Origin of the sequence: Streptomyces sp. NPDC005728, assembly GCF_040630895.1 — a bacterium.
In the GTDB taxonomy this organism is placed as follows: Bacteria; Actinomycetota; Actinomycetes; order Streptomycetales; family Streptomycetaceae; genus Streptomyces.
Map to the genome: position 1 here is coordinate 16,880 of NZ_JBEXYL010000096.1, position 12,265 is coordinate 29,144.

9 protein-coding genes and 5 pseudogenes are annotated in these 12,265 nt (G+C 67.9%); 3 read left to right on the forward strand and 11 right to left on the reverse strand.

Annotation, left to right across the window (positions count from 1 at the left end; all coding sequences use genetic code 11):
- Positions 1 to 32: 32 nt before the first annotated feature.
- Positions 33 to 221: pseudogene (locus ABZ471_RS38815) on the forward strand (hemerythrin domain-containing protein); the annotation flags it as partial.
- Between the two features lie 449 nt (positions 222 to 670).
- On the opposite strand, the pseudogene ABZ471_RS38820 reads toward ABZ471_RS38815, so the two are convergent.
- From ABZ471_RS38820 to ABZ471_RS38830, 3 genes and pseudogenes are all read right to left on the reverse strand, one after another.
- Positions 671 to 811, reverse strand: a pseudogene (locus ABZ471_RS38820) (transposase); the annotation flags it as partial.
- Positions 808 to 2,888: pseudogene (locus ABZ471_RS38825) on the reverse strand (SpoIIE family protein phosphatase). The pseudogenes ABZ471_RS38820 and ABZ471_RS38825, both read right to left, overlap by 4 nt.
- 50 nt (positions 2,889 to 2,938) lie before the next feature.
- Positions 2,939 to 3,853: a Ku protein gene (locus ABZ471_RS38830; RefSeq protein WP_359073377.1), complete on the reverse strand. Its 915-nt coding sequence runs from the start codon at positions 3,851 to 3,853 to the stop codon at positions 2,939 to 2,941.
- A 271-nt stretch (positions 3,854 to 4,124) separates the two neighbouring features.
- On the opposite strand from ABZ471_RS38830, the gene ABZ471_RS38835 reads away from it, so the two are divergent.
- Complete coding sequence (locus tag ABZ471_RS38835; protein ID WP_359073378.1) at positions 4,125 to 5,315, forward strand: zinc-dependent alcohol dehydrogenase; 1,191 nt, start codon at positions 4,125 to 4,127, stop codon at positions 5,313 to 5,315.
- A 153-nt stretch (positions 5,316 to 5,468) separates the two neighbouring features.
- On the opposite strand, the gene ABZ471_RS38840 is transcribed toward ABZ471_RS38835, so the two are convergent.
- The 6 genes from ABZ471_RS38840 to ABZ471_RS38865 all read right to left on the reverse strand — a co-directional run bounded on the left by ABZ471_RS38840 (position 5,469) and on the right by ABZ471_RS38865 (position 10,148).
- A complete protein-coding gene (locus ABZ471_RS38840; protein WP_359073379.1) occupies positions 5,469 to 5,687 on the reverse strand; it encodes a hypothetical protein in 219 nt (72 codons plus the stop codon).
- A gap of 247 nt (positions 5,688 to 5,934) precedes the next feature.
- On the reverse strand, positions 5,935 to 6,510 hold the full coding sequence (locus ABZ471_RS38845) for a transposase (RefSeq protein ID WP_359073380.1): 576 nt from the start codon (positions 6,508 to 6,510) through the stop codon (positions 5,935 to 5,937).
- A complete protein-coding gene (locus tag ABZ471_RS38850) occupies positions 6,507 to 7,022 on the reverse strand; it encodes an IS630 family transposase (protein WP_359073382.1) in 516 nt (171 codons plus the stop codon). Before ABZ471_RS38850 ends, ABZ471_RS38845 begins: the two co-directional genes overlap by 4 nt.
- A gap of 309 nt (positions 7,023 to 7,331) precedes the next feature.
- A complete protein-coding gene (locus ABZ471_RS38855; protein ID WP_359073383.1) occupies positions 7,332 to 8,297 on the reverse strand; it encodes an NAD(P)H-quinone oxidoreductase in 966 nt (321 codons plus the stop codon).
- A gap of 291 nt (positions 8,298 to 8,588) precedes the next feature.
- A complete protein-coding gene (locus ABZ471_RS38860; RefSeq protein ID WP_359073385.1) occupies positions 8,589 to 9,272 on the reverse strand; it encodes a type 1 glutamine amidotransferase domain-containing protein in 684 nt (227 codons plus the stop codon).
- Positions 9,273 to 9,452: 180 nt separating this feature from the next.
- Positions 9,453 to 10,148, reverse strand: a complete 696-nt coding sequence (locus ABZ471_RS38865; protein ID WP_359073387.1) for a type 1 glutamine amidotransferase domain-containing protein — start codon at positions 10,146 to 10,148, stop codon at positions 9,453 to 9,455.
- A 195-nt stretch (positions 10,149 to 10,343) separates the two neighbouring features.
- On the opposite strand from ABZ471_RS38865, the gene ABZ471_RS38870 reads away from it, so the two are divergent.
- Positions 10,344 to 11,252, forward strand: coding sequence for a LysR family transcriptional regulator (locus ABZ471_RS38870; RefSeq protein WP_359073389.1), 909 nt, complete (start codon positions 10,344 to 10,346; stop codon positions 11,250 to 11,252).
- Positions 11,253 to 11,308: 56 nt separating this feature from the next.
- Here ABZ471_RS38870 and ABZ471_RS38875 read toward each other — a convergent pair.
- Both ABZ471_RS38875 and ABZ471_RS38880 read right to left on the reverse strand, forming a co-directional pair.
- A pseudogene (locus tag ABZ471_RS38875) lies at positions 11,309 to 11,689 on the reverse strand (alcohol dehydrogenase catalytic domain-containing protein); the annotation flags it as partial.
- A gap of 277 nt (positions 11,690 to 11,966) precedes the next feature.
- Positions 11,967 to 12,265 (reverse strand): annotated as a pseudogene (locus ABZ471_RS38880) (type 1 glutamine amidotransferase domain-containing protein); the annotation flags it as partial.

A 12,265-nucleotide genomic window follows, 5' to 3' on the forward strand; every position in this document is an offset into this window, starting at 1 on the left:
ACGCCGGGCACCCGGGGCCCGGTGGATCCGTCCACTCGGTTGCCGAGGAGGCCTACCTCTACCCGGCCCTGCGCGAGCGCGTGGCGGGTGTGGACGCACCGGCCGACAAGGAGATCGAGGATCACTCCAAGGCGGATCGGATCATGAAGGACCTTGAGGGCAGCGAGGCGGACGACCTGCAGTTCGACCGGCTGACGAGCACGCTGATGAGTGAGATCCGCATGCAGTCGACGACGAGGAGGAGGGCCTCAGGGCCTTGCCGTGGAGTAGCCGGACGTGCGGTTTTCCTGGTCCAGGGTGAGGCTGGTGGCATGCCCGCACCCGTGATCGTCCACCCAGCATCGCCGACAGGCGGTCTTCGGGTGCGGGCTGGTGGGAAGAGCCTGAACTGGGTGAGGGTTGGGTCATGGCCGAACATCGCGTGATCGTGTTTCCGCCGTCCGAGCACGGTGGCCGGCGTGTTCACGTAGACGGTGAAACTCTCGGCACGGCGTTCAGCCTGCACGATCTTGCTGCGTTCTTGCAGCGGTCCGGTCTCGAGTGTGTGGACGAACTGGACGTTGCCGAGTCGTCGTTGATCGAGTGGCATGGGGGTGGACCGGAGGAGTGGCGGGGGACGCCGTGGACACCGTGAGGTGCCTACAGGTTCCAGGGCGGTCGGGCCGCGGTTGCGAAGAGTGACCGCGATCATGCAAAGGGCGCAGTTGGCGTGCCGGTCGCCTCCGCGGTTCAGGCGGTGGCGGCTGGATTTTGCCCCAAGACGTTGGGACGGGGCCACTGCGCAGAGGCGAGCGAAGGCCGAGTCGCCTATCGGACCGGCATTGCATGGGCGATGAGGAGGGCGACGTCATCATGACCGGCGGGATCTCGGAGCCGTTGCAGGAGGCGCTCGCAGGTGTCCTCCGCGGAGTGGTACGGCGGTGACAGCAGATGCAGGAGGTCTTCCAGGCGCTCGTCGATGGGGTCGTTGCGGGTTTCGACCAGTCCGTCGGTGTAGAGAACCAGTTGATCGTCGGGATTCAGGTCGAGGGTGGTGGTCTCGAAGGGGATGCCACCGACTCCCAGCGGGATGCCGGTGGGCAGGTCGAGGAGCTCGGGTTGCTTGCCGGACCGCACCAGGACCGGAGGCAGATGGCCGGCGGAGGCCACATGCAGGAGGCAGCGGTGCGGGTCGTAGACCGCGTACACGCACGTGGCGATGTAGGGGTCCAGTCCGCGAGTGATCTTGTCGAGGTGGCTGAGGATCCGGGCGGGGCCGAGGTCGAGATCGGCGAGGGTGGAGGTGGCCGTGCGCAGGCGGCCCATGGCGGTGGCGGCCGGGATACCACTGCCCATGACATCGCCCACGGTGAGGGCGGTCCGGTCGTCGTCGAGGGGGATGACGTCGTACCAGTCGCCGCCGACCTCGCTGAAGGCCTGGGCAGGTCTGTACAGGGCAGCGACCTCGAGACCGGGATGGCGGGGCGAGAGCTGCGGCAGCAGGCTGCGCTGGAGGGTCTCGGCGGCGCTGCGGATGTGCTGGTGCAGGACGGCGTTGTCGATGCTCAACGCGGCGGACGAGGCCAGCTCGCAGGCAAGGGCGACGTCGTCCTCGTCGAACGGCAGAGGGTTGCGGGCACGGGCGAGTCCCATGACACCGATGATCTGTTCGCGGGCGATGAGGGGGACTGCCATATCGGTGTGCACACCGGCCTTCGCCAGGAGGCGGGCAGCGTCGGAGTCGGCGGCGATGCGGGAGAAGTCGCCGCGCTGCAGGTGGGTGATCAGCTGAGGGCGGCGGGTGCGGATGCAATGGGCCGCCGGATGGTCGGCATGGTAGGCAGTGAGGTGGCCTGGCGGAACGATCGCCTGAGCGGCGTCAGTGGGGGGGGGTAAGCGGTCTTCACCGCCAGAGCGCGGAACAGCGCCGGGCCCTCGCCGAGGCCCGTGCGGCCCGTCCGCAGGACGGAGTCCAGGAGGTCCACCGCAACCATGTCGGCCAGGTCGGGCACCAGGACGTCGGCCAGTTCCCGTGCGGTCCGTTCCACCTCCAGGGTGGTGCCGATACGGGCTGAGCCGCTGGCCACGAGGCGCAGGCGCTCCTGGGCCCGGTCCGCTCTCCTGGCTTCCTGATACCGATCGGTGACGTCCACCACCACATTGGTGATGCCCAGCGCGTGTCCGTGGTGGTCCTCCAGCCGATAGAACGACACCGCCCAGGCGTGGTCGTGGTCCGGGTCGGCGGGAGTACGGCCCACCACCTGCTGATCCACCATGGGGGCGCCGGTCTCCAGGACCTTCCGCATCGCGATCTCCGCGGCCACGAAGGGCGGACCGGACAGGATCTCGCGGAAAGGCCGGCCGGCGTGGTCGGCCTCGGGGACACCGTGCATGGACGCCAGGGCCGGGTTGACGACCACGTACCGCAGGTCCGTGTCCAGGATGGCCAGCCCGATCGGGGCCTGGGTGACCAGCCGGGTGGACAGGGCCACATCGCGCTCCAGCTGTCGCAACGTGGACTGGTCGGTGGCCAGCCCCAGCGCGTAGTGGTCGCCGATGTTGTCCGTCAGCCGCATGTTGCGGAACTCGACCATCCGGGTGCTGCCGTCCTTGTGCCGGACGGGGAACGCCCCCGCCCAGCCCCGGCCGGTCTCCATCACTTCGGCGAACAGCCTGATCGCCGACTCCTGGTGCTCGGGGTGAAGCAGCAGCGGCGCCGCGTACTGCCCGACTGCCTCGCCACGGGTGTAGCCGAACAACTCCTCGGCCTGGGGGCTCCACATGTCGATCCGGCCATCGGCCTCCACCAGCACCGCCGCCACACCCAGCAGATCCATCAGCCCGCTCGGGCCCGACGGCCCGTCCTCCGGACGATCTGCCTGCTCCAGGCGGTGCTTCGCTCGGCTCATCGCACTCGCTCCACGAACCTGCCGTTGTCGACGTACCTGAGGGAGACCCCCTAGGCACTGCGGGGACGGCGGCCCGACGTCTTCTTCACGGTTGTCTTCTTCGCCACAGCCTTCTCGGCCGGCTGCCTTTGCGCGGCCGCCTTCTTCTTCGGCTTCGCCAGCTCATGCACCTCGGCCGACTCACCGCGGGAGGCCTTCGCCCGCTCGACGCTCGCGTTCAGTGCGGCCATCAGGTCGAGCACCTGGCCCGGCTCCTCCGGCTCCGGCGCCTCCGGCAACGGCTCATGCTCCCGCTTCGCCTCGATGATCCGGGCAAGGGCCTCCGTGTACTGGTCGCGGAACTCCTCGCCCTCGAGGCCGTCGCGGCTCATGGTGTCCATGAGCGCGAGTGCTCCCTCGATCTCCTCCTCGCTCACGTCGACGGCCGGCGGATACAGCTCCTCCGGGGAGCGGATCTCGTCCGGCCAGCGCATCGAGTGCAGCACCAGCACGCCCTCCCGTACCCGCAGCAGACCGAGCCGCTCCCTGCCGGACCAGGCGTACTTCGCGACGGCCACCTTGCTGGAGCGGCCCAGCGCCTGCACGAGCAGCTTGTACGGCTTCGCCGCGACCTGCCCGCTCGGCTGAAGGTAGTAGCCCTCCCCGATCCGCAGCGGATCCACCGACCGAAGCGGTACGAACGCGTCGATCTCGATCGCCTTCGCCGTCGGCAGCGGCAGGCTCCGCAACTCCTCGTCCGTGATCGGGATGACCTGGGTCTTGGTCAGCTCGTAGCCCTTGCCGATCTCGTCCTGCGAGACCTCGCGGTCCTCCAGCTCGCACACCTTCCGCACCCGGACCCGGCCCATGTCCTCCAGGTGGTACTGGTGGAAGCGGATGCTGTGGTCCTCGGTCGCGCTCACCACGTTGATCGGCACCGTGACCAGCCCGAAGCTGATGGCGCCTGACCAGATGGTCCGGGGCATGGCAGACCTCCGCAGTAGCCCCGAGCATCACCAGCGTATGAGTGTCACAGGTCGCGCACCAGGCAGGACGTGCAGGATGCGCGGACCGCCGGCCATGGGGTGCGCCGCAGGGCGGGCAGGCGAGCCTCCGGCGCTCAGGTGGACGTCCGTTGCTCCGGGCGCGACTGTGGGCGTGCGGGGTTCGTGGCCGGCATGCGCGGGTACCCGGCGGCCACCGCTGACCGGACGCGGCAGGACAGACCGGCGTGTACGCAAGGAGGGACGCGACACCATGAAGGCAGTCATTTGGCAGGGACGCAGGGACGTGCGCGTCGAGGACGTGCCTGACCCACGGATCGAGGAGCCCACCGACGCCGTCATCCGCATCACGTCCACCGGGCTGTGCGGCTCGGATCTGCATCTGTACGAGGTGCTCACTCCGTTCATGACCCCGGGTGACATCCTTGGCCACGAGCCGATAGGAATCGTCGAGGAAGTCGGCGCAGGGGTTCCCGACCTCGCGGTGGGCGACCGGGTCGTGGTGCCGTTCCAGATCGCCTGTGGATCCTGCTGGATGTGCCTGACGGGGCTGCCGACGCAGTGCGAGACCACCCAGGTCACGGGGGAGGGAATGGGTGCCGCCCTGTTCGGCTACACCCGCCTGTACGGTGCGGTGCCCGGCGCCCAGGCCGAGTACCTGCGCGTGCCGCAGGCGCAGTACGGCCCGATCAAGGTGCCCGAGGGGCCGCCGGACGACCGCTTCGTCTACCTCTCCGACGTGCTGCCCACAGCCTGGCAGGCCGTCGAGTACGCGTCTCTCCCGCCGGGCGGGACTCTCGCCGTCCTCGGCCTCGGCCCGATCGGCGACATGGCCTGTCGTATCGCGATGGCCCGGGGCGCCGAAAGGGTGTTCGGTGTCGACCTGGTGCCCGAGCGGCTGGTCCGGGCGGGCCGGCGCGGCGTGCAGACGTTCGACCTCAGGGCCTTCGACGACGAGAAGGCACTCGTCACCGCGATCCGCGACCGGACCGACGGCCGGGGGCCGGACGCCGTGATCGATGCGGTCGGCACCGAGGCCCACGGCAGCGCCGCGGCCAAACTCGCCCAGACGGCCTCGGCGCTCCTGCCCCGCAGGCTCAGCGGGCCCCTCGCGGAGCGCTTCAGCGTCGACCGGCTCGCTGCCCTCCACATGGCCATCGACCTGGTCCGGCGTGGCGGCACGATCTCGCTCAGCGGCGTGTACGGGGGCACGGCCGACCCGATGCCCCTGCTCACCCTCTTCGACAAGCAGATACAGCTGCGGATGGGGCAGGCGAACGTCCGCCGGTGGAGCGACCGGATCATGCCCTACCTCACGGACGAGGACCCGCTCGGCGTGGAGGACTTCGCCACGCACCGGCTGCCGCTGGCCGAGGCGCCGCACGCCTACGAAATGTTCCAGCACAAGCAGGACGGTGCGATCAAGATCCTGATGCGGCCGTAGCCCGACCGCCGGCCCTTCCGCCGAAGGGCTTGGCCGATGCAGGGGCAGGCGCGCCGTCCTCCGCTGTCTCCAACGCCTGTTGCGTGACGCTGTGGGAACCATCTGTTGGGCGCCGTCGTGATCTGTGATGCCGAGCTTCCCGGCATGGACAGGTCACTGGAAGTGGCGGGTGGAATGGGGCGCCCTGATCGCGGCAGGTACGAACTGACCCGTCTGCTCGGCCGAGGAGGCATGGGTGAGGTCTGGGTTGGTCGTGACCGCGCGCTCCACCGCAACGTCGCCGCAAAACTCCTGCACCGCGACGACAACGCTGCACCCGAGCTGGTCCGGCGCTTCGAGCGCGAGGCGGTGACTGCGGCTCAGATCAACCACCCCGTACCACGTGATCGACGGTTCTTCCGTCAGAGGTATCGCACACCCTCGGGCGTCAGCAAAAGGCCAGCATCGGACGCCGAGGAGTCAGCACCACATGGCAGGACGCGCGCTCGCCCGCGGCATGGGCACCTTCTTCAAACACCATCTCTACCCGGCGCCAGGCAGCCGGCGAATGAACTCCTTCGATCACAAGGTCGTCGACGGCGTACGACAAGACCACCGAGTCCTACTACTGATCTTTTCGTTAGTTCTGTGGGGTTGGTGGGTGGATGGTGAGGCCGGTGTGGGTGAGGAAGGACCAGGGCAGCTGTCGGTTCTGGTTGATGCGGTGGATGCCTTGTTCGGTGGCATCGGCGACATCGGCGAGGTGGTCGCCGGCGAGGTTGGCAAGTTCGCGTTTCTTGAGCGACGACCACAGCAGTTCCACCGGGTTGAGCTCGGGCGCGTAAGCGGGTAATCGCTTGAGGGTGAGCCAGTCCTGTTCGGCGACCCAGGCACGCATGGCCCGGCTCCAGTGGGCGGCCAGTCCGTCCCAGACCAGCACCACCTGTTCCCCGCGGTAGAACACTTTGAGCTGTTCCAGGACCTCAATGAGGGCGGTGGTGTCGTAGCTGCCGGGCTTGAGGTGGAAGCACAGACGGGGTCCGCGGGCGGGGTCGGTGGCGTGGTAGCCGAGCGCCGCGGCCATCGAGGCGCGTTTCCAGTTCAGCCGATGTCGCAGGAGCGGGGTGCGGCCGCGGGGTGCGTAGGTGCGGCGGACCTGCGGCAGCAGTGACACTCCTGACTCGTCGAGGAAGACGATCCAGGCACGTTTGTTCACGGCCCCTTTTTGATCTGCGGCCATTCGTGCGCGATCCACCGGGCGATCTCGGACTCGTCCCGCTCCACCGCCCGACGCTCCGGGCGCTGCAGACTCCACCCCAGCCGGCCAGTCAGCAACCGCCACACTGAAGCCCGCGATAAAGACACCCCTGTCATCCGCTCGACGACCAGGCCAACCCGCTCCAACGTCCATAGATCAGCCTCGAAGCCATGCGCCTGGGCGCCTTGCTCCAGCGCGGTCCGCACCTGCTCGACCTGGGCGTCATCCAGCTTGGGTGGACGACCAGTGGCCGGACGCCGACGCAAGGCATCAGTGCCGCCCTCCTCCCACAGCCGTTTCCACCGCCGCACGCTCTCGTCGCTGACCTCCAGCATTCGTGCGATCTCCGCACTCGTGCATCCTTGTCCGAACAACTCGACCGCCCGTACCCGCCGAGCCTCGGCCAACTGCGGCCGCGTCAAAGGAGGAACGGCAGATCTGGAAGCACCAGGCGAAGGCCCGAAAGACACAACATCAGGGTCCCACCAACAAGCCCGTCACACCCACAGAACTAACGAAAAGATCAGTAAGAAGCCGTATCTCTATCGGTCATCAGGACGGTTGGGATCGAACAACGGCCCCAGGTCGGGTGATCTCGGCCGGGTGGCCGGCACGAGAACAGGGCCCCTTGACAGCTCGGGGTCGCGACGCCACTCGAGTATCAGGATGCCCTGTTGTTCCGGTCCCGCGTGCCGGTTACCGCTCCGCCCAACTCCCGCTTGGCGCCTTGCGATTGCCTTGCGCACCGGTTCGGGATCGCGGTCGGCCGACTCTTGGAGTCATGCCGCGTCGGGGTTGAGTAGGACGATTTTGCCGATGTGGTGGGCGTCCAGGATACGGTGGGCTTCTGCGGTCTGGTCCATGGGCAGGGTCCGGTCGATGACGACCTGCACGGTTCCGTTCTCGACCAATGGCCATACATGTTCCTGGACTTCGGCCACGATTGCTGCCTTCTGTCCGGCTTGGCGGGAGCGCAGGGTGGTGCCGTGTACGGACGCGCGCTTGAAGAGGAGTTCGGCGAGGTTGAGTTCGGCCGTCAGGCCGTTCTGCAGCCCGATGATGACCAGGCGCCCGTCGGGGGCCAGGGAGTGGATGTTGCGCGGAAGGTAGTCGCCGCCGATGACGTCGAGGATCACGTCGTAGGGGCCGTGCTCGGCGAAGTCCTCGGTGCGGTAGTTGATCGCGAGGTCGGCGCCGAGTTCTCGGACCCTGGCAGCCTGCTCGGGGCCACCGACGGTGGTGACGACGCGGGCGCCTTGGGCCTTGGCGATCTGAATGGCTGCCGTGCCGATGCCGCCCGCTCCGCCGTGCATGAGGAAGGTCTCGCCTGCCTTCAGCCCACCGGTCATGAAGACGTTGGACCACACCGTTGTGGTGGCTTCCGGCAACGCTGCCGCCTGGACCAGGCTGACGCCCTTGGGCACCGTGAGCAGCTGCCCTTCAGGGACAGCGACCTTCTGCGCGTATCCGCCTCCGGTCAGCAGTGCGCACACCTCGTCGCCGGGCTGCCAATGCGTCACACCCTCGCCGACAGCGCTGATCCGTCCGGAGACCTCCAGGCCCGGATAAGGCGATGCTCCCTCCGGAACCGGGTACAGCCCCAGCCGCTGTGCCACATCGGCTCGGTTGACGGCGCTGGCAACGACGTCGATGACCACTTCACCCGTTGCGGGGACGGGGTCCTCCACATCGATCCACTGCAGGACTTCCGGTCCGCCAGGTTCCTTGATCGAAACTGCTTTCAAGACATTCCTCCAAGTGCGCCGCCTGACGGACGGCACATACGCGGTCACGACGTTGTGAAAGTGCGGGTGAGAGGGCACGCCCGGCGGGCTCACTCTGGTCCGAGGCCGCCACAGAACCTCCGCCCGAGCCGTCCTGTCCAGCCCGAGCACTGGAAACTGACGAGCTCAGGACCCGGACAGCCCTGAGCTCGAAGAACAAGCCACCTGTCACCCGGAAAGACGCGAGCAGAACAGTCAAAACGCCCCGAGACGCTTTACGAGCAGGACCGGTCCGGTCGATATGGATCAAGGTCAAAGTTGGTGCAGTGTCTCGATGATCTTTGCGGTGACGACCTTGGTGGAAAACGGGTTCTGTCCCGTCACGAGCCTGCCGTCAGCGGTAGCGAAGGGGGTCATCGGGATGGTGTTCTTGACATAATTCGCGCCCCGCTTGCGGAATTCGTCCTCCAGCAGGAACGGCACCCGGCTCTTCACCATGGCGACTCGCTCCTCCGTGGTGGAAAACCCGGTGACCGTGCGGCCCTCGACGAGCAGGGAGCCGTCGGAGAGCGTGATGTTCAGCAGTCCGCAGGCGCCATGGCAGACCGAGGAGACCACGCCGCCGCTCTCATAGATCTCCCGCGCGACCTGCTGAAGCGCGGCATTGCCGGGGAAGTCCCACATGACACCATGCCCGCCCGTGTAGAAGATCGCGGCATACTGGGCCGGGTCGACGTCGGCCGCCTTGCTGGTGTGGTCCAGGTTCGACATGAACGCGCGATCGTTCATGTACTCGCGTACCCCTTTGTCGGCCGTTCTGACGCTTCGGGGATCCAGCGGTACCTGTCCACCTTCCGGACTGACGATGTCGACCTCGAATCCAGCCTGGCGGACTCCGTCGTAGAAGTGAACCAGCTCTGCGATCCACAGTCCGGTCCGGTGGGGGTTCGTTCCATAGGTCGCCTGGTTGGTGACCACGGCGAGGATCTTGCTCATCTGAGTCCTTCCGGCGGTAAGGCAGGGTTCTGGTGGCTGGCCGGATCACGAACGTCTTTCATGGCGCCGTGCCTGTAAAAAGAAGAGGTGACAGGGCTTGTGAGGAGTCGGCCGCCTCAGTAACCGTTGTTACCGGTGCCGATGTCGTCCGCGTTCCGCACTGCGTCGGAGATGCGAGGTTCAGGCCAGCTTCTTGAGTATTTCGGCTGCGGCGGGTCCGGCGGAGGCGGGGTTCTGGCCGGTGACCAGGTTGCGGTCGACGACCACGTTCGGGGCCCACGGCTCGCCCTCCTGGTAGTCCGCGCCGATCTCGACCAGGCGGTCCTGGAGCAGCCACTTCGCCTTGGCCGCGAGGCCGGTCTGGGTCTCCTCGGCGTTGCTGAAACCGGTGAGCCGATAACCGGCGAAGGCGTTGCTGCCATCGGCCTTGGTGGCGGCCAGCAGCGCGGCCGGGGCGTGGCAGACCACGCCGAGCGGCTTGCCCGAGGCGAGGGCGTCGATGAGAAGTTTGCCGGAGGTGGCGTCGACGGCCAGGTCTTCCATCGGGCCGTGGCCGCCGGGGTAGAAGACGACGGCGTAGTCGTCGAGGTCGACGTCCTCCAGCCTGATGGGGTGCTGAATTTCGCCGATCGAGGCGAGGGCGTCCGCCACCTTCTTCGCGCCTTCCTCGCCGCCGTTGAACTGCGGCGCCAGGCTGCCCTGGTCCAGAGGCGGTACGACGCCGCCCGGCGTGGTGACGACAATCTCGTGGCCGGCGGCCGTGAACGCCTGGTACGGGGCCACGACCTCCTCGGCCCAGAAGCCGGTCGGGCGCTTGCTGCCGTCCGCCAGCGTCCAGTGGTCGGCGCCGGTCATCACAAAAAGGATCTTCGGCATGGTGTGGTCTCCGAGGGCCGGGGGTTCACGCTCTGACGTTGAGACTTCGTCAGCGTCAGCGCTCTTGCCTTCGAAACTAAAGCTGCTGAAGTAATCGCGCCAATGAAGGCATCGATATCAGGTATCGACGAACCGATGCCCTGCACGGGGGCAGATGGCATGTGGCTGCCGTGCGTACCTCGTAGGCTCGACGCCGTGAGCGATCAGGACACTCATGGGTTTGGTCCGCTGGACCTGAACCTGTTGCGCACCTTCCTTGCCGTGCACCGCCTGGGGTCCTTCACCGCCGCCGCACGGCGGCTGGGGCTGTCGCAGTCCACTGTGACCACGCAGATCCGGGCGCTGGAGAACCGTCTGGGCCGTGAACTGTTCGAACGCCGGGCGCACGGTGTCACCTCGCTGCCCCACGCGGACGAACTTGCCACGCGACTGTCAGCTCCCCTGGATCAGTTGGCCGACATCACCGGCGAGGAGCCGAGCAGCACCGCGGGACCGGTGCACCTGGCCGGGCCCGCAGAGTTCATGAGCACCCTCGGCCTTCAGGCGCTGGCGCCGCTGGTCGCGCAGGGCGTCCGGCTGCGGGTTGCCATTGGACTGACCGAACCGCTGCTCGAGGAAATGCGGGCCGGACGCCACGACCTCGTCGTCGCCACCCGCCGGCCCCGGGGCCGGACGCTGCAAACCGAACTCCTCGCCGACGAGGAGTTCGTCCTGGTCGCTGCCCCCGTCTGGGCCGAACGGCTCAAGGGACAGGAACTGCCCACTGCCCTGGAAAGCCTGCCACTGATCGCCTACGCGGAGGACCTGCCCATCGCCCGCCGCTACTGGCGCCACGTCTTCGACCGCCGCCTGCACGCCCAGGCCGCGATCACCATCCCCGACCTGCGCAGCGTCCTCACTGCCCTCACGGTCGGCGCCGGCTGGAGCGTCGTGCCCAGCTACCTGTGCCGCACCGAACTCGCCTCCGGCGCCCTCCGGCTTCTGCATCAGCCGGAGGACCCCCCGATCAACACCGCCTACCTCGTCCAACGCCCAGGCAGTTCCACCAATCCTCACGTCACGCTCGTCCGTGAGCATCTGCTCGCCGCTGCGAAGACCTGGTGAGCCCACAGGAAGGTCTCGCCGTCCTTCAGAGAACCGGTCATGAAGACGTTCGACTACACCGTGGCGGCGGCTTCCGGCAGGGCCGCCGCTTCGACGAGGCTGATGCCCTTGGGGATCGTGAGCAGTTGCCCGGCAGGGACGGCGACCTTCTGCGCATACCCGCCCCCGGCAAGCAACGCGCACACCTCGTCGCCCGGTTGCCACTGGGTCACACCCTCGTCGACCGCGCTGATCCGGCCCGAGACCTCCAGTCCCGGATAGGGCGAGGCTTCCGGCGGGACCGGGTACCACCCCATCCGCTGGGCGACATCCGCTCGGTTGACCGCACCGGCCACCACGTCGACGATGACCTCGCCCGCGGCCGGGACCGGGTCCTCGACGTCGATCCACTCCAGGACCTCCGGCCCTCCGGGTTCCTTGATCGAAATTGCTTTCACGGCTCTCCTTGCCGCGCACCCGATGGGATGCGTGGCGGTGTGTGCGCCTGCCAGGCGTGCCGACCGCATGCAGGCATGCCGGATTCATGGCATCGGCCGGCCTACACGAAGAACGAGCCGGGACGCGCGGACGCCAACCGGCTGCGGTGTACCGGGTGCACCTGCGCATGGGAAAGCAGGTAGACCGGGACTTCAGCCATCGGCTGTATGCGACGGGCCACCAGCCGTCTCCGTACGAATGCGGGTACGGGAACGCAGATGCGGGTGTGCTACTGCGTCATGTCAGCTTCGCGAGCAGCTCGGCCGCGGCCGGTCCCGCGGAGGCGGGGTTCTGGCCGGTGACCAGGTTGCGGTCAACGACCACGTTCGGGGCCCACGGCTCGCCCTCCTGGTAGTCCGCGCCGATCTCGACCAGACGGTCCTGCAGCAGCCACTTGGCGCCCGCCGCCAGGCCCCCCTGGGTCTCCTCGGCGTTGCTGAAGCCGGTGAGGCGGTAGCCGGCGAAGGCGTTGCTGCCATCGGCCTTGGTGGCGGCCAGCAGCGCGGCCGGGGCGTGGCAGACCACGCCGAGCGGCT

What these genes read in the sequence shown, in the direction of transcription:
- ABZ471_RS38830 (WP_359073377.1), bottom strand. Translation starts at nt 3,853, where the DNA reads ATGCCCCGGACCATCTGGTCAGGCGCCATCAGCTTCGGGCTGGTCACG.
- ABZ471_RS38835 (WP_359073378.1), top strand. Translation starts at nt 4,125, where the DNA reads ATGAAGGCAGTCATTTGGCAGGGACGCAGGGACGTGCGCGTCGAGGAC.
- ABZ471_RS38860 (WP_359073385.1), bottom strand. Translation starts at nt 9,272, where the DNA reads ATGAGCAAGATCCTCGCCGTGGTCACCAACCAGGCGACCTATGGAACG.
- ABZ471_RS38865 (WP_359073387.1), bottom strand. Translation starts at nt 10,148, where the DNA reads ATGCCGAAGATCCTTTTTGTGATGACCGGCGCCGACCACTGGACGCTG.